Source organism: Bradyrhizobium sp. NC92 (assembly GCF_025200865.1).
Classification (GTDB): domain Bacteria; phylum Pseudomonadota; class Alphaproteobacteria; order Rhizobiales; family Xanthobacteraceae; genus Bradyrhizobium.
The window spans coordinates 4,535,923-4,561,041 of record NZ_CP104171.1; the positions used below are offsets into that span (position 1 = coordinate 4,535,923).

A 25,119-nucleotide genomic window follows, 5' to 3' on the forward strand; every position below is an offset into this window, starting at 1 on the left:
CTCCGGCGATCCGGATCGTGCCGTGCTGATCGAACTAGAACGTGGTGCCGCCGCCGAACCGGAACTCCTGCGTGCGGTCGTACTTGCCCTTGCTGAGCGGCACGGCGTAGTCGAAGCGCAGCGGTCCGAACGGCGACTGCCAGATCACGCCGACACCGACCGACGAGCGAACGACCTTGCTGTCGTCATATACGAGACCGGTGCAGGTCCCGGTGCTGTTCGGATTGATGGTCGACGGGATGCAGCCCGGCACGTTGACCTCGTTGGTGGCGGTCCAGCTCGTCGGTCCCTTGTAGTCGTAGAGGCCGCCGGCGTCGGCATAGACCGCGCCCTTCAGACCCACTTCCTTGGGCAGGAACCAGAACGGCATCTGCAATTCGAGCGAAGCACCCCAATACTTGGTGCCGCCGAGCGCATCCTGCGTGCCGAAGGGGTTCAAGTCGCGCGGACCGATGCCGTTCGGGGCAAAGCCACGAACGAGGTTCGGGCCCATCTGGAAGTGGTCGAGCATGCGCAGATCGTTGCCGATCTTGTTCAGCATGCCGCCTTGCAGGCGGACGAGGCCGACGATGTCGGAGACGAGCGGCGTGTAGTACTTCGCGTCGACCACCGACTTCAGATAGGAGACGTCGCCGCCGACGCCAGCGAAGTCCTGCCGGAAGTCGACGAGCAGACCATCGGTCGGGTTCTTGTTGTTGTCCAGCGTGTTGTAGGTCAGCGTGTAGCCGAGCGCCGAGGTCAGAGTCTTGCCGTTGGCCAACTCCTTGCGGACCGGCAGCGAGGCTTCGCCATCGTTGTAGCAGCCGAGGCCGTTGGTGGATGCAGCCAAGGGCGTACCCGTCGCCGCCGAGTAGGCCGGACTGGGGTTGAATGCCGATGACAGCGGGTCGTTGTTACAGTTGGCCAAGTAGCTCGGCAGCGTGATCTCTTGCCGATAGATCGAGTAGCGCACCTGGAGCGAGAGATCTTCACGCAAGGAGAAGCCGAGTCGCGGCGAGAAGCCGAGCGTCCTGGTGCCGTAAGAGATGTAGCTGTTGGACTTCTGCTCACGCTGATAGAGGTCGAGGCCGAGCGCGACGCGGTAGTCGAGCAGATACGGCTCGACGAACGACAGCGAGTAGCCGCGGGCATACTGGCCATAGGTCACCGACGCCTTGGCGAACAGGCCGCGACCGAGCAGGTTGCGCTCCGAGATCGAGACTTCGGCCAGCGCGCCGTCGGTGGTTGAGTAACCGCCCGAGACCGAGAAGTCGCCGGTCGATTTCTCTTCCATGTCGACGATCAGGATGACGCGGTCGCTGGACGAGCCCGGCTCGGTCGTGATCTTCACGGTTTTGAAATAGTCGAGGTTCTTCAGGCGCCGCTCGGCACGGTCGACCAGCGCGCGGTTGTAGGCGTCGCCTTCCGAGATGTCGAACTCGCGGCGGATCACGTAGTCGCGCGTGCGGGTGTTGCCGCGCAGGTTGATGCGCTCGATATAGGTGCGCGGGCCCTCGTCGACGTTGAACACGACGGACACGGTGTGCGCTTCGAAGTTGCGGTCGCCGCCGGGCCGCACCACGGCGAAGGCATAGCCGCGCCGGGAGGCCTCGATCTGCATCTCCTCGACCGACTTCTCGACCAATTCGACGTTGTAGAGCGAGCCGACATTGATGCGCGAATAGCCGCGCATCGAGCTCGGATCGAAGTTCGGAATGCTGGTGCGGAAATCGACCGAGCCGACGCGGTATTGCTGACCTTCCTCGATCTTGAAGGTGACGTTGAAGCCCTTCTTCTCCGGATCGTACTCGGTGAGCGCCGCGACGACCTGCACGTCGGCGAAGCCGTTCTTGAGATAGAATCGGCGGATCAGATCGCGATCGGCTTCGACGCGATCGGGATCATAGACGTCACCGCTGCCGAGAAAGCTCAGCAGATTCGTTTCGCGCGTCTTGATCACGTCGCGAAGGCGGTAGGACGAGAAGGCATTGTTGCCGACGAACTCGATCGACCGGACGCCGGTCTTGACGCCCTCCTCGACCGTGAAGATCAGGTCGACGCGATTGTTCGGCTGCTCGATGATCTCGGGCGTGACGCGCACGTCGTAGCGGCCGGAGCGGCGATAGATTTCGGCGATTCGGAGCGTGTCCGACTGCACCATGGCGCGGGAGAAGGTGCCGCGTGCCTTGGACTGCACTTCAGCGGTGAGCTGCTCGTCCTTGATCTTCTTGTTGCCCTCGAAGGCGATGCGGCCGATCACCGGGTTTTCCACCACGGAGACGATCAGCTGGCCGCCGGAACCGCGGTTGATCCTGACGTCCTGGAACAGGCCGGTCTCGATCAACGCCTTGAGGCCGTCGTCGATGGCGGCCTGATCCAGCCGGCCGCCCGGGCCCGGCTTGAAATAGGAGCGGATCGTCTCCACCTCGACGCGGCGATTCCCTTCGACGGAAATCGACTGAACGGTCTGAGCGAGCGCAGACGAAGACACGAAAACAGCCCCAACCGGGGCAACCACCGGCGCGCCGAACAAGATCAGGGTCGCGATCAAGCCCCCCCGGAGTCGCAGTCCAAACTTCATCGCGCAACGCGCCCTTATCATTCCGTGCCAGACCCAACCCCAACGCCGGTCCGGAGATTCCCCAAGTTCAGGCCGCTTGTAGCCAATTTCGCCGACGCCGCAAACGGCCGAAAGCGCCGTAATTTCAATTTCATTCCAAGACGTTGCTCAACAGCAACGCCACAAAAAAGCCCCTATCAGGAAGCCGCCATCCGCAGGATGTCGTTGTAGGTCGCGAACACCATCAACATCAGCACGAGGCCAAGGCCGATTCGGAACCCCATTTCCTGGGTCCGCTCGGACAGGGGCCGACCCCGAACCACCTCGGCCGCATAGAACATCAGGTGGCCGCCATCGAGCAGCGGGATCGGGAACAGATTCAAAAGGCCGATCGAGACCGACAGCACCGCGCAGAGATTGATCACGAACTGGAACCCGGCGCTGGCCGCCTGCCCCGACATTTTCGCGATTCCCAGGACTCCGCTGACCTCGTTCGGATTGCCCTGGCCGACGAAGAGGGAGCCCAGGAACTTGAAGGTGCTGGTGATGATGAACCAGACCTGCTCGACGCCGATCTTGAGCGCTTCACCGACGCCGACCGGGGTGGTCGAGGCCTCCCCGGCCTGCGACTTGTGCTCGACGCCGAGAACGCCGAGACGGTGGCTGTTGCCGAACGGGTCCTTGCGCTCCAGCAGCGCCGGGGTCGCGGTCAGCGAGACGATGGCACCGTCGCGCTTCACCTGGAAGGTAAGCGCCGAACCGGCGTTCATCGCAACGATTCGCTGCATGTCGGCAAAGCTCTCGATCGGCTTGCCGTCGATCTGGACGACGACGTCGCCGACCTTGAAGCCGGCCGCAGCCGCCGCGCCGTCGGCGACGACACCGTCGACCCGGGCGATCGTGCTCGGCTTGCCGTAATAGAGGGCCATTCCGGCGAAGATCAGCGCGCCCAGGATGAAATTGGCGATCGGCCCGGCCGCAACGATCGCCGCCCGGGGGCCGACCTTCTTGTGGTGGAAGCTGCCGGCGCGCTCCTCGGCCGTCATGGCCGCCAGCGTCTGGGCCGACGGGGTCGAGGCCTCGCTCTCGTCGCCGAAGAACTTGACGTAGCCGCCGAGCGGGATCGCCGAAATCTTCCAGCGGGTGCCATGACGGTCGTTGAAGCCGACCAGCTCGGGGCCAAAACCGAGCGAAAAGGTTAACACGCGCACGCCGGCCCAGCGCGCGACCAGGAAATGGCCGAGCTCGTGGAAGAACACGACGATGGTCAGGACGAACAGGAAGGGAACCGCGTAGCCGAGGAGCCCATGGCTCAACGTATTGAAACTATGGACGAAAAAGTCGATCATCGAATTCCCTCACCCAGCGCCGCAAGGCCCTGGTCCCGAACCAACTAGGATGCCTTTAAGGCAATTTGAGGCAATAGGGCGGCGGCCCTATTTCGCGCAACATGGTCAACAGAGATTGCATCGTCCGCCGACATCAGGGGCGCCTGGTTGCCGCCCTTGATCCAATCCTCGAGCGTCGCCTCGACCAGCCGGGCAATCGCGCCGAACCGGATCTTGCCGGCAATGAAGGCGGCGACCGCAACCTCGTTGGCGGCGTTGTAGACGGTTGTCGCGCCCTTCCCGGTCCGGAGCGATTCGTAGGCCAGCCGCAATCCGGGGAAGCGCTCGAAGTCCGGCGCCTCGAAGGTCAGCTGGCCGATCTTGGCAAGGTCGAGCTTGGCGGCCGGGCCCTTGATGCGATCGGGCCAGCCGAGGCAATGGGCGATCGGCGTCCTCATGTCGGGCGCGCCGAGCTGGGCCACGACCGAGCAGTCGGAAAACTCGACCATGCCGTGGATGATCGACTGCGGATGAACCAGCACGTCGATCTCGTCCGGCGAGAGCGCAAACAAATAGGACGCCTCGATCACTTCAAGGCCCTTGTTCATCATCGAGGCCGAATCGATCGTGATCTTCTGGCCCATGCTCCAGTTCGGATGCTTCAGGGCCTGCTCGAGCGTCGCCTGCTCGATGTCCGCAGGCTTCCAGGTCCGGAACGGACCGCCGGAGGCCGTGATGATGACGCGGACGAGCTCGTCGCGATTGCCTGAGCTCAATGCCTGGAACAGCGCGTTGTGCTCGGAATCGGCCGGCAGGATGCAGGCGCCCGCTTTTGCCGCGCGCTGCATGAAGAAGTCGCCGGCGCAGACCAGGCACTCCTTGTTGGCGAGCGCGACATGCGCGCCGCGATCGACCGCGGCAAGCGCCGGCTTCAGCCCGGCAGCGCCGCTCACCGCCGCCATCACCCAGTCCGCCGGGCGCGCGCCGGCCTCGATCACCGCACTTTCGCCGGCGCCGCATTCGGTGCTGGTGCCCGCCAGCGCGTCCTTGAGCTCGGCGAGCTTGGAGGTGTCGGCAATCGCGACATAGCGCGCGTTGAATTCCTTGGCGAGCTTGGCCAGCGCTGCGACATTGCCGTTCGCCGTCAGCGCCTCGACACGGTAGCGCTCGGGCGAGGCGCGCAAGAGGTCCATCGTGCTGTCGCCGATCGAGCCGGTGGCACCGAGGACTGTGACGCTGCGAATGTCAGACGCAGCAAGCCTGTTGTTACGCAAGGGAACGGCGCTCATATCCTCACCAAACCATAAGACCGCTTCCGGCGCTATGCACACCATGGCGGAGAAAGCCGATAATCCATGCCGCCAGGATGGCGGCGATAAAACCGTCCAGGCGGTCCAGTAGTCCGCCATGGCCGGGAATTAAGTGACTGGAATCCTTGACACCGAAGCGCCGCTTCACGGCGGATTCGAAGAGATCGCCGAGCTGCGACACCACCGACAGGACGGCGCCGACGAGCAGCAGTGGAACCGCTTTTCCGATCCCGCAGGCGGCAAAGCCGGCGGCGACCGCAAGGCTCGCCGCAAAACCGCCGAGCGCGCCGGCCCAGGTCTTTTTCGGGCTCACGCGCGGCCATAATTTCGGACCGCCAATGCTGCGTCCGGCGAAATAGCCGCCGATGTCGGTCGCCCAGACCACCAGCAGCACGAACATCAGCGCGGAGAAGCCGTTGACGAGATCTTTGCGCAGCAGGATCGAGGCCAGCAGCGCCGCCGCCGCATAGGCAAATCCGCTGGCCGCCCACAAGAACTTGCCCCGCGCGATCAGCGTCACGAGCGCGCCGCCGATCAGGCCGGTGACGACGGAGGTCTTGAGCGCGCCGAAAGCGACGGAGGCTCCCATCATGGCGATCACGACCGTCCCCGCCCCGGTCAGTGCGGCCGATCCTGCGCCCACCACCATCAGCCATTCGGCAAACAGCCCGATCGAGACCAGGGTGACGAAAAGCGCCCACAGCCAGCCGCCGGCATAGGCGATCGCAATGGCCAGCGGCGCCAGCACCAGCGCCGCGAGGACCCGCATCACCAGATTGCTCGGGGCAGGCTTGGCGCCCACCGGTGCAGAATCGGGTTCGTTCACGAGGCGGTCTTCGCAACCAGGCCGCCGAAACGGCGCTCGCGCCTGGCAAATTCGGCAATCGCGCTTTCCAGCGCCGCCTTGTCGAAGTCGGGCCAATGGATCGGCGCGAACACGAGCTCGCTATAGGCGGCCTGCCACATCAGGAAGTTCGACAGGCGCTGCTCGCCGCTCGTGCGGATGATGAGATCGGGATCGGGGATGTCGGGCGCGTCGAGATGCGCGCCAAGCGTCTCGGCGTCGATCGTGGCAGGATCCCGCCTGCCCTCCGCGACCTCGCGGGCGAGCTTCCGCGCCGCCTTCGCGATCTCCTGCCGCGAGCCGTAATTGAAGGCGACGACGAGCGTCAGTCGCGTATTGTCGCGCGTCAGCTCCTCGGCCTCGTTCAGCAAAGCGCAGATGTCGCTCTCGAGCCCCTCGCGCTCGCCGATGATGCGGACCTTGACGCCGTCGCGATGCAGGCTCGCCAGATCGTTGCGGATGAAGCGCCGCAGCAGGCCGAACAGGTCGCCGATCTCGCTCGCCGGACGCGACCAGTTCTCCGAAGAGAACGAGAAGATGGTGAGATAGCGGATGCCGAGCTCGTGCGAGGCGCGCACCACACGGCGCAATGCGTCCACGCCGCGACGATGCCCTTCCGCGCGCGGCAGACCGCGCGCGGCCGCCCAACGCCCGTTGCCGTCCATGATGATGGCGACATGCGCAGGCGCCTCGGACCGGTCGGGTCCTTCCGTTGCGGGCGCGGCGGCGTTGGACATGAAGGCGATGCCTTAAACGGTGAGGATTTCTTTTTCCTTGGCGGCCAGCAACTGGTCGATCTCGGCGATGGTGCCGTCGGTCGCCTTCTGCACCTCGTCGGCGTGACGCTTCTGATCGTCCTCCGACATCTCGTGATTCTTCTCGAGCTTCTTGAGCACGTCGAGACCGTCGCGGCGGACATGGCGCGCGGCGACCTTGGCGGCTTCGGCATATTTGTGCGCGACCTTCACCAGCTCCTTGCGGCGCTCCTCGTTAAGCTCGGGAATGCGCAGGCGCAGCACCTGGCCCTCGGTCGCCGGCGACAGGCCGAGATTGGAATCGACGATCGCCTTCTCGACGGCCTTGACCATCGACTTGTCCCAGACCTGAACCGAGATCAGCCGCGGCTCCGGCACGCTGACGGTGGCGAGCTGATTGAGCGGCATGTGGCTGCCATAGGCCTCGACCTGCACCGGATCGAGCATCGAGGCCGAGGCGCGTCCCGTGCGCAGGCCGCCGAGCTCGTGCTTGAGCGAGGCGACGGCGCCCTGCATGCGGCGCTTCACTTCGTTGAGGTCGAAATTACCCGTGGCCATCACGTTTTCTCCTTCAAAATCCCGGCGACCGCTCCGCGCCGTTCCCTTTCGGGCGCGCCAGTTGAGCCGTCAGCCGGCGACGATGGTTCCGTGGCCGACGCCACGCAGAATCGCGCCGATCGAGCCCGGCTCCGCGATCGAGAATACGATGATAGGCAGCGATGTCTCGCGGGCAAGCGCGAAGGCGGTCGCATCCATCACCTTGTAGCCGCCCTCGATCGCCTGCGAATGCGTCAGGCGGTCGAACCGCGTGGCGGTCGGATCCTTCTTCGGATCGGCCGAGTAGACCCCGTCGACATTGGTGGCCTTCAGGACCGCCTGCGCGCCGATCTCGGCGGCCCGCAGCACCGCCGTCGTGTCGGTGGTGAAGAACGGATTGCCGGTCCCGCCGCCGAGCAGCACGATGCGGCCCTCGGCCAGGTATCTGTGTGCCGCGGTGCGGGTGAACAGCTCGGAAATCTCGGGCATGACGAAGGCCGACAGCGTCCGAGCCGGCGTGCCCTTGCGCTCGATCGCCGCTTCCAGCGCGAGGCAGTTCATCATGGTGGCGAGCATGCCCATGGTGTCGCCGGTGGTGCGCGACACCCCGCGGGATGAGACCTCGACGCCGCGGACCATGTTGCCGCCGCCGATTACGACCGCGACCTCGGTGCCGAGATGGCGGGCCGCGATCAGATCGTCCGCAACCCGGTCGACGGTCGGCTGATCGATGCCAAAGCCTTGCTGTCCCGCGAGATATTCGCCGGACAGCTTGATCACGACGCGACGATAGACCGGATCAGTCATGAGCACTTTCCTTGTCCGGGCGCCGCTTCCGGCGGCACGCCGGAAGGAACGTTCCGGCGCTTACTTCTTGCCGCTGGCCGCGGCGACCTCGGCCGCGAAGTCGCTTTCCTGCTTCTCGATTCCCTCGCCGAGAGCATAGCGCACAAAGCCGGCGATCTTCACAGCGCCGCCGACCTTGCCCTCGGCCTCCTTCACCGCCTGCGCCACCGACTTGCCGGTGTCGTGGATGAAGGCCTGCTCGAGCAGGCAGACTTCCTTGTAGTAGGTCTTGAGGCCGGACTCGACGATCTTCTCGATCACGTTCTCCGGCTTGCCCTGCTGACGGTACTTGTCGGCCAGCACGTCCTTCTCGCGCTTGACCACGGCCGGATCGAGGCCGGAGGGATCGAGCGCCAGGGGGTTGGCAGCGGCGACGTGCATCGCGATCTGACGGCCGAGCGCTGCGAGCTCGTCAGCCTTGCCCGGCGATTCCAGCGCCACGATCACGCCCATCTTGCCGGCGCCCTCGATGACGGCCCCGTGAACATAGTGCGAGACAACGCCCTGGCTCACCTCGAGCTGGGCGGCGCGGCGCAGCGTCATGTTCTCGCCGATGGTGGCGATCGCATCATTGATGGCGGTTTCGATCGTGACGTCGCCGACCTTGGCGGCCTTGATCTTCTCGACGTCGGCGCCGACGTCGAACGCGACCTGCGCGATCATCTTGACCAGGCCCTGGAACTGGCCGTTGCGGGCGACGAAGTCGGTCTCTGAATTGACCTCGACCACGACGCCCTTGGTGCCCTTGGTGAGTGCGCCGATCAGGCCCTCGGCCGCGACGCGGCCCGACTTCTTGGCGGCCTTGGACAGACCCTTCTTGCGCAGCCAGTCCTGCGCAGCTTCCATGTTGCCGTCGTTTTCGGTGAGCGCTGCCTTGCAGTCCATCATGCCTGCGCCGGTCGATTCGCGCAGGTCCTTGACCATCGCAGCTGTGATCGTTGCCATCGTTGAAAATCCTTTGTGCCTGCTGGTTTGCCGCGGCGCGGCATCAAATCGCCCCGCCGCGGTCCATCTCAGGAAGTCGCGTCAACTGAAATGGTGGCCGGATCCTATCCGGCCAACCCATCGCTCTTTTTGACTATTCCGCTTCCGCGGTCAGCGCCTTGGCCTTGGCCACCCAGGCATCCGCGCGGCTCGGCAGACCGACTTCTTCGCCGATCGTGTGCGCGGTGTCGTGGTCGAGCTCGGCGAGCTGCCAGTAGTGGAAGATGCCGAGATCGTTGAACTTCTTCTCAATCGCACCCGACACGCCCGGGAGCTTCTTGAGGTCGTCGGCGGTGCCGCGGGGACCCGCAAGGCCCTGGAAACCGCTCGAGGACGCTGCCGGCAGCTCTTCGGCGAGCGGCTTGGCCGACGCTCCGATGTCGACGCCCGAATCACCCTGCGCACGCGAGATGCCGTCGATCGCCGCACGCGCGATCAGATCGCAGTACAGCGAGATGGCACGGCCGGCGTCGTCATTGCCCGGCACCACATAGGTGATGCCCTTGGGGTCCGAATTGGTGTCGACGATCGCGGCGACCGGGATGTTGAGCCGCTGGGCCTCCTGGATCGCGATGTCTTCCTTGTTGGTGTCGATCACGAAGATCAGGTCGGGCAGACCGCCCATGTCCTTGATGCCGCCGAGCGAGCGGTCGAGCTTGTCGCGCTCGCGCTGCAGCGTCAGGCGCTCCTTCTTCGTGTAGGAATTGGCTTCGCCGCCCGAGAGCACGTCGTCGAGGTGACGCAGGCGCTTGATCGAGGCCGAGATCGTCTTCCAGTTAGTCAGCGTGCCGCCGAGCCAGCGCGAATTGACGAAATACTGCGCGCAGCGCTTGGCCGCGTCGGCAACGCCGTCCTGGGCCTGGCGCTTGGTGCCGACGAACAGGATGCGGCCGCCCTTGGCCACCGTGTCGCTGACGGCCTGGAGGGCCTGGTGCAGCATCGGCACGGTCTGGGCGAGGTCGACGATGTGGATGTTGTTGCGGGTGCCGAAAATGAACGGAGCCATTTTCGGATTCCAGCGGTGAGATTGGTGACCAAAGTGCACGCCAGCTTCCAGCAGCTGACGCATAGTGAAATCGGGTAGTGCCATCGTTCTAGTTCTCCGGTTGGTTCCTCCGGAAACGTGTGAGCAAAACGGAGCGTTCTCGCCCCGGCTGCCACCGGACGGCCTTGTGAGCCATGTTTCCGTGTGAGATGGCGCGCTATATAGCGCCATTTCGGCCAGAAGCAAGGAAATAACGGGCCTTTGGGGACGCCTCTAGGCTGCGCTCGCTTCCGAGCGTCCCCTGCCCCTTGAGCCTCCTAACACTTTGGCTGGCCCGGCGGGCAGCTCTTCGGTGGCGGGCCGGCCGGCCGCGGAGGCGGATGCGGCGCTGCGGCCATCGGCGGCGGCGCCGGTCGGGCGACCGGAGGTGGTGGCGGCGGCGCTGGCCGTGCGACAGGCGGCGGAGGTGGTGCCGGCCGCGCCATCGCGGGCGGAGGCGGCGCCGGCCGGGCAACAGGTGGCGGCGGTGGCGCCGGCCGCGCCACGGCGACGGGCGGAGGCGCGGCCCGCGGCGGCGGGGGTGGCGCAACCCGCGGCGGAGGCGGCGGCGCCGGCCTTGCCAGAGCCTGAGGATGCGGAGGCGCAGCGGCGGGCCTGCCGGCCTGCGGCGGCGGTGGCGCTGGTGCGGGCCGACGATCCTGAACTCCGGACGGTGTCCGCGCCGCCACGGGTGGCGGCGGAGGTGTCACGGGTTTGACCGCCGTCGGGGCGGCGGGCTTGCCGGTGGCCGCGCTCGGCGGCGGCAAAGCGCCCGGCTGAGGCCCGCCCGGCCTGCCGCGCAGGTCTGGCACAGGCGGGGTCGTTGTCCCCGGCCTGGGCAGGGCCGTGGACGGATTCGTCGCGTTTCCGGAAGCCGGTGGGTGATTGGGCGTCGTAGCCGCGTTCGGCTGCGGCGGTGGGACGTTGCCGCTCGGCGCCGTGGCGGTCGCGGCGGGCTTGCCTGGGGATGGGACAGTCCCGGGCGCGGCCCCTGCTCCGGCCGGCGGCGGCCCGCCGGGGGTGCCGGGCACTGGCAGCGTATTGGCCTGCGGCAGCTTGGTCGGCGCCAGCGCTTGCGGGGGTGTAGCGGCGCTGCCGGCGGGCGCGGTCGCGGTCGGACTGGGTGTGCCGCCCGGCGTCCCAGCTCCGGGCGCCGCTCCGGCCGGCGGGCTGCCGGGCGCTCCCGGCGCCGGCACCGTATTGGCCTGCGGGAGCTTGGCGCCTGCGGGCGGCGGCGCCGTCGTGCCAGGCGCAACATTGGCCGGAGCCGGTGCCGCGAGACCCGGCTTCGCCGTCGGCTGGATCGTCGCGCTCGGCGGCATCGGCGCCTTGCCCTGCTGGATCAGAGCGGCGCGCTGGACCACCGCCTGCGGCACGGCCGGACCTGCCGGCGTGGCGCGGCCGGCAACCGCCGGCGCCAGATTGCCCGGTCCGGGCGCCGGCCCCGCGGCCGGCGGCGGTGCCGGCGGGCGGTTGATCACGGTGTTGATGACCGTCGTGTTGTGGATGTTCTGATAGATGATGTTGTTCGGCGGCGGCGCGACATAGACCGGCGGCCTGACGAATACCGGGATCGGCACGAACACCGGCTGCGGCAGCACGAACAGGCCGACCACGGGCAGTGGCGGCGGCAGCACGACGAAATCCGGCGGCGGCGGCGGCAGGTAATAGACCGGCGGCGGCGGTGGCGGCGCGAAACCGAAATCGGGATCGCTGAAATACAGCACGGGACGGTCGACATAGACCACCTCCTCCGGCGGCGGTGGCGGCACGTCGTAGTCGATCATCGCGAAGCTCGGCGGCGGCTCGGGCGGCGCGGTGAGGATCGCAAGGCGGCGCCGTGCGTCTGCCGCATGCGGCCCGCGCGGATAGCGGCGCAGATACGACCAATAGGCCTCCGGCGTGTCGGTCCGGTAGGTCCGCCGCCAGGTGATGGCTTCGCGACGCGCGGCAACGATCGCCATCACGCGCTTGGCGAGCGGGTCGTTCGGATAGGCCGCGAGAAACTCCTCATAGGCCGGCAGCGTGTCGCGCTCGAGCGCGGCGGCATAGGCATCCTGCACGCCGAGATCGCGGATCGGCTTGCTCCGGATCGCGGCGACCTGGTCGGGCGCAGCCGCCGGCGGCGGCGCATCGGGCGCGCGCTCGAAGAACGAGAATGGCGCCGAGATCTTCTGCTCGTTCCAGGGCACCTGCGCGCCCTTGGAGGCCTCGTTGACGCGCAGGCGGACGCGGTCGAACACCTCGGGCAGCGGCAGGCCGCCGGTACGGATCATCTCGGCGAGCGACTGCGCATAGATGCCGTAGGGCCCCGGCTCCTCCGGCGCCACCGTGCCGGGCGCGGCGTTGAAGGCGATCAGCATGTTCGGCTCCGGCTCGACCAGCGCCAAACCGCTCGCGATCGGCTGTCCGCCCTCGATGAAGGGCTGCGCCCGGGCCGCGTCGAGCACCACGACATTGGCCTTGAGCGGAATCGAGGCGAGCTGGCGCGCATAGTCACTGATGCGCAAGGCCTCGGTCGGTATGTCGGTGTCGCGGCTGATGTTGGAATCGACCGTGATGAAATAGTTCTCGCCGGCCAGCTGCACGCCGTAGCCGGCAAGATAGATCATCGCGACGGTGCCCGGCCCCGACGCCTGGGCCTTCTGGATGAAATCGCGCAAGCTCTTGCGCAGCGTGTCGCCGTCGAGATCGCGCGCGCCGACCACGTCGAAGCCCGCCGCCTGCAGCGTTTGTGCGATCAGGCCGGCGTCGTTCGCGGTGGTCGCCAGCGGCGATTTGGCATAGGCGCCGTTGCCGACCACGAGCGCGATGCGCTTTTCCTGCTGCTGGGCACGCGCCTGTTGCGGCAAGCCCACGGCAAGGACCGCCAGGAGAAGGCAGAGTAAGACTTTGAGCGTCCCGCGCATGGCTGTGCCCGCTTTTGTTGTTGAGGTGGCCACCGCGTATCAGGCGCGCGGCCAGCTGAATGGCACTTGAACGAGATGCCCGGATTGGGGCGGTGGCATGGCGCCGCCACCCAAGTCAACTCCACGTCGAACCTGCACGTCGGGCGCAAGCCTCGCCACCGCACTGCGGCGCGAGGCTCCTCGGCCCGTTCAGCCCTGGGCGATCAGATCGACCGTGCCCGTCGTTAGCCGGTAGATGCCGCCGACGACCTTCACCTTGCCCTGCTCCACGGCGGCATTGAGGATGGGCGCCGCCGTCTTCAGCTTGGCGATGTTGTCGACCACGTTCTGCCGGATCGCCTTGTTGAGCACGTCCCCGCCCTGCTGCATCGCCGCCTTTGCGGCGGGCGCGATCGCATCGACCAGCGAGGGAATGTGCCCCGGCGGCGACGTATTGTCCTTGATCGCCTTCAGCGTCGCATCCACCGCGCCGCAGGCATCATGGCCGAGCACGAGGATCAGCGGCGTGTTCAGCACCGCCACCGCATATTCCATGCTGGCGATGGTCTCGGTGCCGGCAAAGTTTCCGGCGACGCGACAGACGAACAGGTCGCCGCGACCCGTGTCGAAAGCGTATTCCGGCGCGATGCGCGAGTCGGCGCAGCTCAGCACGGCCGCGAACGGGTTCTGCCCGCCGGCCAGCGCCTCGCGCTCGTGCTTGAAATCGTGGCGCCGCGACACGCCGGCGACGTAGCGCCCATTGCCCTCCATCAGCCGCTTCAGCGACGCGTCGGGCGACAGCACATTCTGCGGCTTCGGCGGCTGCTTGGCGTCCTTGGCCAAGGCGCCACTGGCGAAAGCTCCACCGGCGAAAGCCATGCCGAACGCGGCGGCGCCAAACAGCATCGCCGATCGCCGCGACGGCGCGATGTCTTGAGGCAGAGTTTCGTGATGAAGAGCGTCAGAGCACTTGTCGCACATGTGACATTTCCTCCGGGTCAGTGGACGATGAAGCGTCGCGAAGATAGGTGCGCCGATATGAAGAAATAACAAATGTAAATTGATGCAACCGATGATTGCTGCACCGCGCTATGCTGCAAGCCGAAACGCGTGGCCCATCGCGCCCGACGATTGCACCGACCTGCGTCCGCCTGCAGGCATTCGAGATCAGCCCGCCAAAGAGTGATCCAAAAAAATTGCGACAATTCCTTTTCTCGACGAATGCGGCACGCATTCACGCGCAGATCGTGCTCAAGCAACGATCCAGATCACGGCGATGCTTCGTCAAGATCTCTTCGCGCTCCAGAGCTGCTGCGCGCCCACAGCCCCGTGCCCGGCGCGATCAGAGGCACGTCATCGTACCGCGCGCCCTACTCGACGGCTTCCAGCTCCGCGAGTTTCGTGCGCGCGGTTGCCTCATCCAGAGCAACGAGCTCGCCCGGCCCGAGATTGGCCTCGCCCGCCGTCGCGACGGACACGACCGCAAGTCCGGCCAAACCGCCGAGCACGGCGCCCCCCATGGCGGCATCGTGCCTGGCGCTGCTCTTGATCAGGTAGAAATGTGTCCGGCCTGCCTCCATGACGATCTCGCGCTTGGTCTCGCCCGGAAACATCAGCTCAGTCACCAGCACGTCGTGACGTCCGGCAGGCCGGTCGGCATAGGCATATTTCCCGGCCACGATTTTTCCGAGCGGCGCACCGTCGAGTTTCACCTCGCAGGCGCAAATAGCCATGCTCAGGCCGTTCCTCTTGTCCTGCAGGAACACCACACGCGCGTGCCCCGCGCGCGGAGGACCGACCTTTTTAGACACCGACGCAAAGTCCGTTCCAACCTGATTGCTGACGCACCCCGTCAGCATGGCACAAACGGCCAACAACAACGCACCCTGTCGCAGCATCACACGCCCCATTCCATTCCCCCGGGCACATGCTAGTCGGAATCAGCGCTGGGTTGCAACCGATGCAGTACGACAACTTTGTAAAAACCGGAACGCGCGGCGGAGAAGCTAAAGCTGTTGCACGTCCACCACGCCCGCGACCGCCTTGATCGCGCCGGCGATCTGCGGCGAGACCTTGAAGCGCCCGGGCAGCTTCATCTCCACCTCGGTCTCGAGGTCGAGCATCATCACCAGCGAGACCTCGCCGTCGCCGCTTCCGCGCGGTGCGATGCCGGGACTGCCGACCTTCGGCGCACCGCCGTTGGTAGCCGCCATATCGGGCCCGGCGAGACGCTTGGCGATCGAGTCCAGCGGTTTGGTGTCGCGCAGGAAGATGCGCAGGCCCTTCTGCGTCTTGGCCGCGGCGTCATCGAGCGGCTCGGCATGCAGCACGCGGGCGCGGACGTCCTCGCCCTGGAGCTCGGCGCCTAACTGCAGCAGCACGGCCGCGCCGGGCTCCAGCACGTCGCGATATTGCGCGAGGCCTTCCGAGAACAGCACCGCCTCGAAATGGCCGGTGGGATCGGACAGGCCCATGATGCCCATCTTGTTGCCGGTCTTGGTGCGCCGCTCCATGCGCGAGACAACGGTCGCGGCGACCTTGCCGGCGGTGGCGCCGGTCTTCACCGCGCGCGAGAACTCGGCCCAGCTCTGCACCCGCAGCCGCTTCAGCACGGTCGCGTAATCGTCGAGCGGATGTCCCGACAGGAAGAAGCCGATCGCGTCGTATTCGCGGCGCAGCCGCTCGGCCGGCAGCCACGGCTCGACTTGCGGCAGCATGATGGTCGGCGCATCCGCCGACATGCCGAACATGTCGTTCTGGCCGATGGTCGCAGCTTCATGCGCCCGCTGGCAGGCGGCGAGGATCGCGTCCGCACCGGCAAAGACGCGCGCCCGGTTCGGCTCCAGAGTGTCGAAGGCGCCGGCAGCGGCGAGGCTTTCGATGATGCGCTTGTTGATCGCGCGCGGCGAGACGCGCGCGGCGAAATCGGCGAGCGAGGTGAACAGGCCGCCAAGGGTGCGCTCCGCGATGATCTGCTCGATCGCCTGGATGCCGACGCCCTTGAGCGCGGCGAGCGCGTAGTAGATCGTGTTCTCGCCGACCTCGAAGGTCGCGCCCGAGCGGTTGATGTTCGGCGGCTCGACCTTGATGCCGAGGCGCTGCGCCTCGGAGCGAAATTCGGAGAGCTTGTCGGTGTTGTTCAGATCGAGCGTCATGGACGCTGCGATGAACTCCACCGGATAATGCGCCTTCATGTAGGCGGTGTGGTAGGACACCAGTGCATAGGCCGCCGCGTGGCTCTTGTTGAAGCCGTAGTCGGCGAACTTTGCGAGCAGCTCGAAGATGGTCTCGGCCTGCCCCTTCGGCACGCCATTCTTAACCGCGCCCGCAACGAAGATGTCGCGCTGCTTGTCCATCTCGGCGCGGATCTTCTTGCCCATGGCGCGGCGCAGCAGGTCGGCGTCGCCGAGCGAATAGCCCGACATCACCTGCGCGATCTGCATCACCTGCTCCTGGTAGATGATGACGCCGAAGGTCTCCTTCAGGATCGGCTCCAGGACGGGATGCAGATATTCCGGCTCCTCGTCGCCGTGCTTGCGCGCGCAATAGGTCGGGATGTTCGCCATCGGACCCGGCCGATACAGCGCGACCAGCGCGATGATGTCCTCGAAACGGTCGGGGCGCATGTCGATCAGCGCCCGTCGCATGCCCTGGCTTTCAACCTGGAACACGCCGACCACGTCGCCGCGCGCCAGCATCTGGTAACTCTCGGCATCGTCGATCGGCAGCGTGGCGAGATCGACGTGGATGCCGCGCGGCTTCAGCAGCTTGCAGGCGACGTCGAGCACGGTGAGCGTCTTCAGGCCGAGGAAGTCGAACTTGACGAGCCCCGCGGGCTCGACCCACTTCATGTTGAACTGGGTCACCGGCATGTCGGATTTGGGATCGCGGTAGAGCGGCACGAGCTCGCTCAGAGGACGATCGCCGATCACGATGCCGGCCGCGTGGGTCGAGGCGTGGCGGGTCAGGCCTTCGAGACGCTGGGCGATGTCGAAGGCGCGCGCCACCACCGGGTCTTCGTCGCGGAACGCCTGCAGTTTGGGCTCGCTCTCGATCGCGGCGGCCAGCGTCACCGGCGCCGCCGGATTCTGCGGCACCAGTTTGGTCAGCTTGTCGACCTGGCCATAGGGCATCTGCAGTACGCGGCCGACATCGCGCAGCACGCCGCGCGCCTGCAGCGTACCGAAGGTGATGATCTGCGCGACCTGATCGCGGCCGTAGCGCTGCTGCACGTAACTGATCACCTCGCCGCGGCGGTCCTGGCAGAAGTCGATGTCGAAGTCCGGCATCGAGACGCGTTCCGGATTGAGGAAGCGCTCGAACAGCAGGCCGAACCTGATCGGATCCAGGTCGGTGATGGTGAGCGCCCACGCCACCAGCGAGCCCGCGCCGGAGCCGCGGCCCGGCCCGACGGGAATGCCCTGGCTCTTCGCCCATTTGATGAAGTCGGACACGATCAGGAAGTAGCCCGCGTATTTCATGCGGGTGATGACGTCGAGCTCGAAGGCGAGCCGCTTGGCGTAGGTCTCCTCCGTCGTGCCCTGCGACAGGCCGTGGACGCTGAGGCGCTTGGCCAGCCCCTCCTCCGCCTGGCGCTTCAGTTCGGCGGCCTCGACTGCGGCGGCATCCGAGCTCTGCGCCGCACCCACGGTGAAGAACGGCAGGATTGGCTTGCGCGTCATCGGCCGGAACGAGCAGCGCTCGGCGATCTCCACCGTCGAGGCCAGCGCCTCCGGAATGTCGGCGAACAGCACCGCCATCTCGGCGCGCGTCTTGAAGCGATGATCCGGCGTCAGCTGCATGCGGTCGGTCTCGGCGATCAGCCGGCCGCCGGCAATGCAGAGCAGCGCATCATGCGCTTCGTAATCGTCGGTGGTCGCGAAATACGGCTCGTTGGTCGCAACAAGCGGCAGCCCCTTGGCGTAGGCGATGTCGATCAAGCCGCCTTCGACGCGCCGCTCCTTCTCGGCGTTGTGGCGCTGCAATTCGATGTAGAGGCGGTCGCCGAACAGAGCAGCGAGACGCTCGCACCGCACGCCGGCGAGTTCGGCCATGCCACCGGCGAGCGCCAGCGAGATCGGGCCGTCCGGCCCGCCCGTCAGCGCGATCAGGCCCTCGGTCTCGTCCTCGAGCCAGTCGAGCTTGATGAACGGAGCATGGCTGTCCGGCGATTCCAGGAACGCGCGCGAGTTCAGCCGCATCAGGCTGCGATAGCCGCGCTCCTGCGCGGCCAGCAGCACCACGCGCGACGGCCCCATCGCGTTGCGCGCGTTGGGATCCTGATCGCCGAAATCGATGGCCAGTTCGCAGCCGACGATCGGCTGGATGCCGGAGCCCGCCATCTTGTCGGAGAACTCCAGCGCGCCGAACAGATTGTCGGTGTCGGTCAGCGCCAGCGCGGGCTGGTGGTCCTTCTTGGCAAGCTCGGCGAGCTTGGCGATCTTGATCGAGCCCTTGAGCAGCGAATAGGCCGAGTGAACGTGAAGGTGGACAAATCCGGCGCTCGGCATGGTCGCGTGACGGCCTCTTGCAGATGAGATGGAGCGGTCGCCGGCTCCTCAAGGCATCATGCACTCGCGCGGCCGACTCGGCATCGCAATGGTGGGGTCTCGCGCCGCCAGAGTCCACGCCGGAGCGGCCGCTTCGCCGCGTCGTCCCGCTTTTCCCCAACCGGGCCTGCCCCGGAACCGCGGGGACAAAGCTGCGGGATGCTCAAAGCTGCGGGATAACCTGGGCCCAGATCGCGATCATCCCGACGAACAGCGTGATGGACGCCAGCGCAGCCGCCTCTTCCACGAAAATCCTGAACATGGTCTCGCTCCCTCGCTAGAACGTATGAAGAACATTGTTCTCATTTCGTTCTCAGGAGTCAAGCCTAACCCGAGATCTCGCAGCGCGATGGTTAACTCGCTGAATTCACGCAAAAAAAGCCCCGGCCGAGGCCGGGGCTTTCGTCGGCCGCTCGCGTGGAGCGGGTCGGTTTTAGTAGCGACCCAACATCGGGCCGCCGAACTTGTAGTTCAGGCGGACGAGGCCCATGTCGACGTCCTGACGGATGCGCTCGGTACCTGCAAAGCCGGCGAAGGTGACGTCCTTGTCGGCCAGGAAGATGTGGTTGTACTCGACGCCAACCGACCAGTTCGGCGCAAAGCCGTACTCGAGGCCGGCACCGACAGTGCCGCCCCAACGGGTGTCGCTGGTCGACGCCAGCAGCGGACCACCGAGGCCGTAGATCTCGTACTTGTCGCTGACCACAGCCGCACCACCCTTCACGTAGAGCAGCACGTTGTTCCAGGCATAGCCGACCTGGCCGGTGATCAGACCGAACGCGTCGATCTTGGTGCGGTTGCGGGTGGCGAACAGCGCGCTGACGTTGTCGCCCGAGAAGTCAGCCCAGTTGCCCTGGCCTTCCAGGCCGAACACGAACTGCCCGGACTGCCAGCGATAGCCGACTTGGCCACCGACCGTGGCGCCGGTCGCGTCGTGCGAACCTTCACGACCGAGACCAACGAAGTCCCAGGTCGCGTGCGACGAACCACCGCCTCCGTTGATACCGATGTAGAAGCCGCTCCAGTCGTAAACAGCAGCGATCGCCGCCGGCGGCGCCTTGGTGTAGGGCCGTGCCGCGAGATCGGCAGCCAGCGCCGGCGCAGCCGCGCTGAGCGCGACAAGGCTGACAGCGGCGAGCAACAACTTCTTCTTCATTTGATTCCCGTTCCAGTTTCTTCAGAGGCCCCCGGGCCGTGGCGTGGTCATAACAGCGATCGACGGAATTGCTGTAACCGCGACGCCACAGTGCAATCCAAAGGACGCTGCTCATTAACGAATGTTAATCGCAGGTGCGCGAAACCCTTTGAAACAAGGGGTTTTCAGCAGTTCCAACGTCGAGAGACGAGATCAACTGCATGCGGGCGTAACATCGTCGCGCGCACATTCGCGTGATGGGAGAGTCGAAAATCGCGATGGAGTTACTCATCCCATTGTCGCCATATTTTCGCTCGCATTCATCACATTCGCACTCGCACCAATCGCGAGTTCGCTCGCGCACGTTCGGCAAGGATCATTCCTTCTATCTCACGGCGATGAATGGCCGAGACTGAGCAATTGCAGGTTCGAGATCCGGCGCGCTGAGCTCGCCGCGCCGCACTCCTGCTCGCCCTCACCGGCATGCTCCCGCCAAGCGGAGCTGCGCGCGCGCAAACTTTTAATCCGCGCAATCCGATCTGCACCGCCGCCCGGGCCGCGCTGCGGCGAGCGGCGGATGATCGAGTTCGCCGCGGCGACGTGCGAACCGCGAGGCGCCGGAACGTCTCGCACACATTTGCCGGATGTCTGTCCGAAATGAATGCGCACGGCGCAGGCGGCCGCAAGTTGTGACCGCGCCAGTCATCGTATAGCGTCCGTCCAGCTGTCCTTCGCGCAGTCGATCCTGCCATGCTCGCCCGTATCCTGCTCCTCCTGGCCTCGCTCTTGCTCCCGGGCACTTTGCGTGCCGAAGCAGCGCCGACCGAGAAAGCCGGATTTGCCTCCAGGCTGACGATCTATCTCGCCAAGGGGCCACCCGATGCATGCGGCCCGGGCTGCGATCGCTGGATCGCCATCGAAGGCGAGATCGATCGGGAGGCTGCGCTGCGCATTCGCCGCTTCCTCGCCGCGGTCAAAGACCTGCAGCGTCCGATCTACCTGCATTCGCCCGGCGGCAACGTCGAGCAGTCCTATGCGATCGGGCGGTTGCTGCGCGGCCGCAAGGCGATTGCCAGCGTCGGCCGGACGATCGCGACCGCCTGCGCTGCGGGCACGCAGGTGGACGCCGCGTGCCTGAAGCTCAAGAACGCAAGCGGCGAGGTCGAGGCCGAGCTCACCACGCACCGTGCCATGTGCAACTCGGCCTGCGGATACGTGTTTCTCGGGGCGACGTCGCGCGAGGTCGCCCCCGATGCCGCAATGGCGGTGCATAATTCGAGGCTGGTGCTCGCCTTTGACGGACGGCCCGATCCGGCGGCCGTCGCGGAATACAGGCGTCGCCGGCTCTTGGCGGCCGATCGCGATCGCGCCACGTTCATCGCGGCGATGGGCGTCAGTCGCGAGCTCGACTCCCTCATCCGGACGGTGAAGTTCGAAAGCCTGCACGTGCTGACGCGATCCGAGCTCTACGGTTTCGGCATCGACACGCGACCTTTTGCCGAAACGAACTGGACGCTGGAGAAAGAGGCCCGGCCGTTCGTCCGCAAGATCGCGACCGCAAAGAAGGAGAGCGCCGCCACGTTCCGAACGATGGAGCTGCGCCTGTCTTGCGAAAGCAGCAAGGGCGCGCCGCTGACGTTTGCGGCCGAGGTCGACGAAACGGCCGCCGGCAAGAGCACGATCCTGATCACGGCGGATGCCGCCAAGGACAAGGCGGCCGGAGGATCTCCGCTACGGACCGGCAAGTACGAGGTCTGGCGCGGCAATATCGACGCCGACATGGTCGAGGCAATAATGGCCTCCCGCTCCCTGCAGGTCCGCGAAACCACGCCGATAGCGGACGACAAGACGGACATCACGAGGTTCGAGCTCGACCTGGCGGGCCTGCCGTCACAGTGGGCCCGGCTCAAGGCATCCTGCGCGTTGCCGACGACGGGCCCGACAAGCTCCTGGCCGACGACGCCTGGGCAAGCGGCTCCCTGGCAGGCAGCTCCTTGGCCCGAGAGCCCGTGGACGCCTGCGCCTCAACCGACCGTCAGCACAAACTCTCCGCGCGCTCTGGCGCCTTGAAAGGCCGTCGGCCATCGCCCCGGGGCGATTCAACTCGTAACATCATTCAACCTTCGTCGAGCAGGTAGCGGACCTTGGCGGCCAAGTCTTCGATCGCAAAGGGCTTGGACAGCAAATGCTTGCCGGCATCGAGCACGCCATTATGGACGATCGCGTTGCGCGTGTAGCCGGTCGTGAACAGCACTTTCAGGTCCGGGTATCGTCTTGACAGTTCGGCCGCGAGTTCGGCACCGGTCATATCTGGCATGACAACATCGGTGAACAGCAGATCTGGAATGAAACCGCTTTCGATTTTCCCGATCGCCTCCCTGGCGTTCGCGGCCTCGACAACGGTGTAGCCAAGCTCGCGCAGGCTTTCGGATGAGATGCTGCGGACCCGCTCGTCGTCCTCGACGACGAGGATGGTCTCGCTCTGCAGGCTTGCACCGGGATGTGGCACCCCTTGAGACGGCGTTGTGATAGTCTCCTCGCCCGCGAAGCGTGGAAGATAGATCTTCACGGTCGTGCCGACGTCCACCTCCGAATAGATTTTGACATGGCCGCCCGACTGCCGCACGAAGCCGTAGACCTGGCTGAGGCCAAGTCCAGTCCCCTTGCCCACGACCTTGGTCGTGAAGAACGGATCGAAGACCTTTCCCAGCACGTCCGCCGCAATGCCCGTGCCATTGTCCGTCACCGCAATGAGAACGTACTGCCCCGGCTGCAGCGCGTATTCACGGGCATATTTTCGATCTATCGAGGCATTGGCGGTTTCGATCGTCAGCCTGCCACCCTTCGGCATGGCATCGCGTGCATTGACTGCCAGATTGATGAGAGCGCTTTCGAGCTGGGCAGGGTCTGCCTTGACGCGCCATAGGCCAGCCGCCAGGACCGTCTCGAGACGGACGAGCTCGCCGAGCGAGCGCTCGAGCAGCTCACTCATCTCACCGACCATCCTGTTGATGTCCATGACCTCAGGCGCAAGAGGCTGCTGTCGCGAGAACGCCAACAATCTTTGCGTCAACGTCGCGGCACGGTTTGCACCATCCATGGCGCTCTCAAGGAAGCGGTCAATGTTGGGCTCTCCCTTGCCGAGCCGCCGTTTGGCGAGATTCAGGTTGCCGAGGATCACGGCCAGCATGTTGTTGAAGTCGTGGGCGATCCCTCCGGTCAATTGCCCGACGGCTTCCATCTTCTGCGATTGCCGCAATTGCTCCTCGGCCTTCATGCGCTCGGCGATCTCGTCGGAGACACGTTGCTCGAGTTCGGCATTGAGCGCTTCGAGCCTGGTCAGCAGCCGGGCGTTGTCGATTGCCGTCGCGGCGTGGCCGGCAATGCCGAGCAATGCGGCCTCGTGCTCTTTGTGGAATCGACCGACCTCCGCATGACCGAAGAAAAGCCCACCGAGCACTTCGCCGCTTCGCGAGATCACCGGGACTGCCAGGTAGGACCGGACCGGAAGATGGCCCTCGGGCATGCCTTTCCCCGGCGCATTCTTGCCATAGCGCGGATCTTGCAGGATGTCGTCCGACCTCACCACGCCCGTGCCCTGGAAGGTCGGCTCGAACACGGCGGTGTTGCGTGGCATTGGGAAGTTTTCGAAAGCGGATCGCGGCACGCCGGACAGCGAGTACAGCATGTAGCTGCCGCCGTCCGCGGCCACGACGTTATAAAAGAAGGCTCCGAACTGCGCGCCCGTCAGCTCGACGCCGGCATCCGTCACGATCTGGACGATCCTGTCGAGATCGCGTTCGCGGGCAACCGATGCTCCCGTGTCGTTGAGGATCCTCAGATGACGTTCGGTCTTCTTTTGCGCGGAGATATCCAGCACGGTCCCGATAAATCGGGTAGCCAGGCCATCGGAAAAGATCGTATGACCCGTTGCGGCGATCCAGCGCTCGAGGCCATCCTCGATGCCGACGGTCCGGTATTCGATGTTGTAACTTCTCGGAGAATGGGGTTGTAACGCGGCCGAGACGGCCTCATGGGTGCGCTGCTTATCGTCGGGATGGATGCCCTTCAGGAATGAGCCCTCATAGCTGACCTCGGCATCCGGTGAGAGACCGAACACCTCCTTGCAGCGGCTATCCCATCGAAGAATATCGTTGACCGGATCGTAGTCCCAGGTGCCGATTCCGGCAGCCTTGTTGGCGAGGACCAGCCGCTCGGCAGCTTCGCGCGCCGCCTGCTCCGATCGGACGCGCTCGATATGCGCCCATGATCGCTCCGTCACCTCGGTAAGCAAGGCAAGTTCGCGCGCCGTCCAAAGATGCGGCCCGCGATGATGAATGGCCATCAAGGCAGTAAGTCGCCCTTCCTTCACCAAGGGCATGCAGATCGTCGAACCTATCCCAATACCCTGGAAAGTGGCGGCTTCGTTGGGGGCGATCTCCTTCAGATTGTCGTTGATGATGAGGGGGCGGCCGGCGCCCAGCTCTCGCACCGCCTTTTCGCCGAAGTCGGCCAGGCTGTAGTGCCCCAATATGTGCATCGCACCGGGGGCGGCCCAGTCCCCGCGGATGGTGAAGCCGTCCTGATCAGGATCCATGTCGGCATAGGCGCAGTTGGAGACGCCGAGATACTCACCGACCATTCTCGTCGTCACCGCCATGACGCCGTCCGCATCGCGCGTCTTGGCCGTTTCCTTGTTGAGAGCGTCCAGAAAGAGGAGCCGCGCTTCGTTCTCGCGCACCGCGCTCTCGGCACGGCGACGTTCGACGGCGGTGCGGGTGCGTTCGGCAACCTCGCGGATGAGCTCCAGCTCCGTGGGGCTCCATTCGCGCGGTGTGGCATTGTTGAGGTACAGCAGCGCAACAACCCCGTCGGGCTCGGAGATTGGCATGTTGACCAATGCGCGGGCCGAGATTGCCTCGAGAGCTCGGGCGCGGTCGCCGACGCGAGGGTCCTTTTCGGCATCGGCGCAGATGACCGTCTCCCCCCGTTTCAAGTCCTCGATATAACTGCCGTAGTCGCGAAATCGCAGCACGCCGGCCAGGCTCGAGATCCCAGGCGCATTCCAGTCGCGCGCGATGGTGATGGTCTCGGCTGAGGTATCGACGGTGCCGTAACCTGCCCGGCTGACATTGAGGCTGCGGCCCAGCAGCTCCGCCGCCGCATAGGCGAGATCGTCGGGGTTGCCGATCTCCCGAATATGATCGCCGAGGGTGGCTAAGACGGCGTTGCGGTCGGCCGAGGGTCCCCCGGTCGCTGTCGTCATCGGTCAACCCCGAACACGTCCCTCGCTCCACCTGCACACCGATGAAACAGTAACCGCAGGGGGAGCCCTAGGTTCCCGGCAAGGGGGGCGGCTAGGCATCAAGACGCCTGCTGC

General features: G+C 65.6%; 16 protein-coding genes. 1 reads left to right on the plus strand and 15 read right to left on the minus strand.

Translation table 11 applies throughout. The features are described from left to right. Nucleotides 1-34: 34 nt before the first annotated feature. From bamA to N2602_RS21300, 14 genes are all read right to left on the minus strand, one after another. On the minus strand, nucleotides 35-2,560 hold the full coding sequence (gene bamA / locus N2602_RS21235) for an outer membrane protein assembly factor BamA (protein ID WP_172783579.1): 2,526 nt from the start codon (nucleotides 2,558-2,560) through the stop codon (nucleotides 35-37). A gap of 176 nt (nucleotides 2,561-2,736) precedes the next feature. Next, a complete protein-coding gene (gene rseP, locus N2602_RS21240) occupies nucleotides 2,737-3,888 on the minus strand; it encodes an RIP metalloprotease RseP (RefSeq protein ID WP_172783578.1) in 1,152 nt (383 codons plus the stop codon). Between the two features lie 44 nt (nucleotides 3,889-3,932). Further along, nucleotides 3,933-5,156 carry a 1-deoxy-D-xylulose-5-phosphate reductoisomerase gene (gene dxr, locus N2602_RS21245; protein ID WP_172783577.1) on the minus strand — a complete coding sequence of 408 codons (1,224 nt, stop codon included), beginning with the start codon at nucleotides 5,154-5,156 and terminating at the stop codon, nucleotides 3,933-3,935. Nucleotides 5,157-5,160: 4 nt separating this feature from the next. Then, on the minus strand, nucleotides 5,161-6,003 hold the full coding sequence (locus tag N2602_RS21250; protein WP_260379317.1) for a phosphatidate cytidylyltransferase: 843 nt from the start codon (nucleotides 6,001-6,003) through the stop codon (nucleotides 5,161-5,163). After that, complete coding sequence (locus N2602_RS21255; protein WP_172783575.1) at nucleotides 6,000-6,758, minus strand: isoprenyl transferase; 759 nt, start codon at nucleotides 6,756-6,758, stop codon at nucleotides 6,000-6,002. The genes N2602_RS21250 and N2602_RS21255 overlap by 4 nt, the downstream gene beginning before the upstream one ends. A 12-nt stretch (nucleotides 6,759-6,770) precedes the next feature. Then, on the minus strand, nucleotides 6,771-7,334 hold the full coding sequence (gene frr, locus N2602_RS21260) for a ribosome recycling factor (RefSeq protein ID WP_025036556.1): 564 nt from the start codon (nucleotides 7,332-7,334) through the stop codon (nucleotides 6,771-6,773). A 69-nt stretch (nucleotides 7,335-7,403) separates the two neighbouring features. Continuing rightward, nucleotides 7,404-8,120 (minus strand): UMP kinase, encoded by a 717-nt coding sequence (pyrH, locus tag N2602_RS21265; RefSeq protein ID WP_172783574.1) that lies wholly within the window; start codon nucleotides 8,118-8,120, stop codon nucleotides 7,404-7,406. Between the two features lie 60 nt (nucleotides 8,121-8,180). Next, nucleotides 8,181-9,104 (minus strand): translation elongation factor Ts, encoded by a 924-nt coding sequence (gene tsf, locus N2602_RS21270; protein WP_124158103.1) that lies wholly within the window; start codon nucleotides 9,102-9,104, stop codon nucleotides 8,181-8,183. Nucleotides 9,105-9,237: 133 nt separating this feature from the next. Continuing rightward, the gene (locus tag N2602_RS21275) at nucleotides 9,238-10,233 is read right to left on the minus strand and encodes a 30S ribosomal protein S2 (RefSeq protein WP_172783573.1); all 996 of its coding nucleotides are present in this window, start codon (nucleotides 10,231-10,233) and stop codon (nucleotides 9,238-9,240) included. Between the two features lie 212 nt (nucleotides 10,234-10,445). Continuing rightward, entirely contained in the window at nucleotides 10,446-13,076 is a 2,631-nt protein-coding gene (locus N2602_RS21280; RefSeq protein WP_260379318.1) for a caspase family protein, read from the minus strand. Between the two features lie 189 nt (nucleotides 13,077-13,265). Then, on the minus strand, nucleotides 13,266-14,036 hold the full coding sequence (locus tag N2602_RS21285) for a carbonic anhydrase (protein ID WP_172783571.1): 771 nt from the start codon (nucleotides 14,034-14,036) through the stop codon (nucleotides 13,266-13,268). A gap of 389 nt (nucleotides 14,037-14,425) precedes the next feature. Continuing rightward, complete coding sequence (locus N2602_RS21290; protein WP_260379319.1) at nucleotides 14,426-14,866, minus strand: DUF2846 domain-containing protein; 441 nt, start codon at nucleotides 14,864-14,866, stop codon at nucleotides 14,426-14,428. A gap of 195 nt (nucleotides 14,867-15,061) precedes the next feature. Further along, the gene (gene dnaE, locus N2602_RS21295; protein ID WP_260379320.1) at nucleotides 15,062-18,565 is read right to left on the minus strand and encodes a DNA polymerase III subunit alpha; all 3,504 of its coding nucleotides are present in this window, start codon (nucleotides 18,563-18,565) and stop codon (nucleotides 15,062-15,064) included. Nucleotides 18,566-19,037: 472 nt separating this feature from the next. Then, nucleotides 19,038-19,760 carry an outer membrane protein gene (locus tag N2602_RS21300; protein ID WP_172783568.1) on the minus strand — a complete coding sequence of 241 codons (723 nt, stop codon included), beginning with the start codon at nucleotides 19,758-19,760 and terminating at the stop codon, nucleotides 19,038-19,040. Nucleotides 19,761-20,489: 729 nt separating this feature from the next. Here N2602_RS21300 and N2602_RS21305 point away from each other — a divergent pair. After that, nucleotides 20,490-21,809 carry a hypothetical protein gene (locus tag N2602_RS21305; protein ID WP_260379321.1) on the plus strand — a complete coding sequence of 440 codons (1,320 nt, stop codon included), beginning with the start codon at nucleotides 20,490-20,492 and terminating at the stop codon, nucleotides 21,807-21,809. Nucleotides 21,810-21,855: 46 nt separating this feature from the next. Here the strand turns inward: N2602_RS21305 and N2602_RS21310 are convergent, their stop codons facing one another. Further along, the gene (locus N2602_RS21310; RefSeq protein ID WP_260379322.1) at nucleotides 21,856-25,005 is read right to left on the minus strand and encodes a GAF domain-containing protein; all 3,150 of its coding nucleotides are present in this window, start codon (nucleotides 25,003-25,005) and stop codon (nucleotides 21,856-21,858) included. Nucleotides 25,006-25,119 lie beyond the last annotated feature (114 nt).

Excerpts from the sequence above, each read along its gene's own strand:
- bamA (WP_172783579.1), bottom strand. The coding sequence starts at position 2,560 with ATGAAGTTTGGACTGCGACTCCGGGGGGGCTTGATCGCGACCCTGATC.
- rseP (WP_172783578.1), bottom strand. The coding sequence starts at position 3,888 with ATGATCGACTTTTTCGTCCATAGTTTCAATACGTTGAGCCATGGGCTC.
- dxr (WP_172783577.1), bottom strand. The coding sequence starts at position 5,156 with ATGAGCGCCGTTCCCTTGCGTAACAACAGGCTTGCTGCGTCTGACATT.
- N2602_RS21255 (WP_172783575.1), bottom strand. The coding sequence starts at position 6,758 with ATGTCCAACGCCGCCGCGCCCGCAACGGAAGGACCCGACCGGTCCGAG.
- frr (WP_025036556.1), bottom strand. The coding sequence starts at position 7,334 with ATGGCCACGGGTAATTTCGACCTCAACGAAGTGAAGCGCCGCATGCAG.
- pyrH (WP_172783574.1), bottom strand. The coding sequence starts at position 8,120 with ATGACTGATCCGGTCTATCGTCGCGTCGTGATCAAGCTGTCCGGCGAA.
- tsf (WP_124158103.1), bottom strand. The coding sequence starts at position 9,104 with ATGGCAACGATCACAGCTGCGATGGTCAAGGACCTGCGCGAATCGACC.
- N2602_RS21275 (WP_172783573.1), bottom strand. The coding sequence starts at position 10,233 with ATGGCACTACCCGATTTCACTATGCGTCAGCTGCTGGAAGCTGGCGTG.
- N2602_RS21280 (WP_260379318.1), bottom strand. The coding sequence starts at position 13,076 with ATGCGCGGGACGCTCAAAGTCTTACTCTGCCTTCTCCTGGCGGTCCTT.
- N2602_RS21285 (WP_172783571.1), bottom strand. The coding sequence starts at position 14,036 with ATGTGCGACAAGTGCTCTGACGCTCTTCATCACGAAACTCTGCCTCAA.
- dnaE (WP_260379320.1), bottom strand. The coding sequence starts at position 18,565 with ATGCCGAGCGCCGGATTTGTCCACCTTCACGTTCACTCGGCCTATTCG.
- N2602_RS21300 (WP_172783568.1), bottom strand. The coding sequence starts at position 19,760 with ATGAAGAAGAAGTTGTTGCTCGCCGCTGTCAGCCTTGTCGCGCTCAGC.
- N2602_RS21305 (WP_260379321.1), top strand. The coding sequence starts at position 20,490 with ATGCTCGCCCGTATCCTGCTCCTCCTGGCCTCGCTCTTGCTCCCGGGC.
- N2602_RS21310 (WP_260379322.1), bottom strand. The coding sequence starts at position 25,005 with ATGACGACAGCGACCGGGGGACCCTCGGCCGACCGCAACGCCGTCTTA.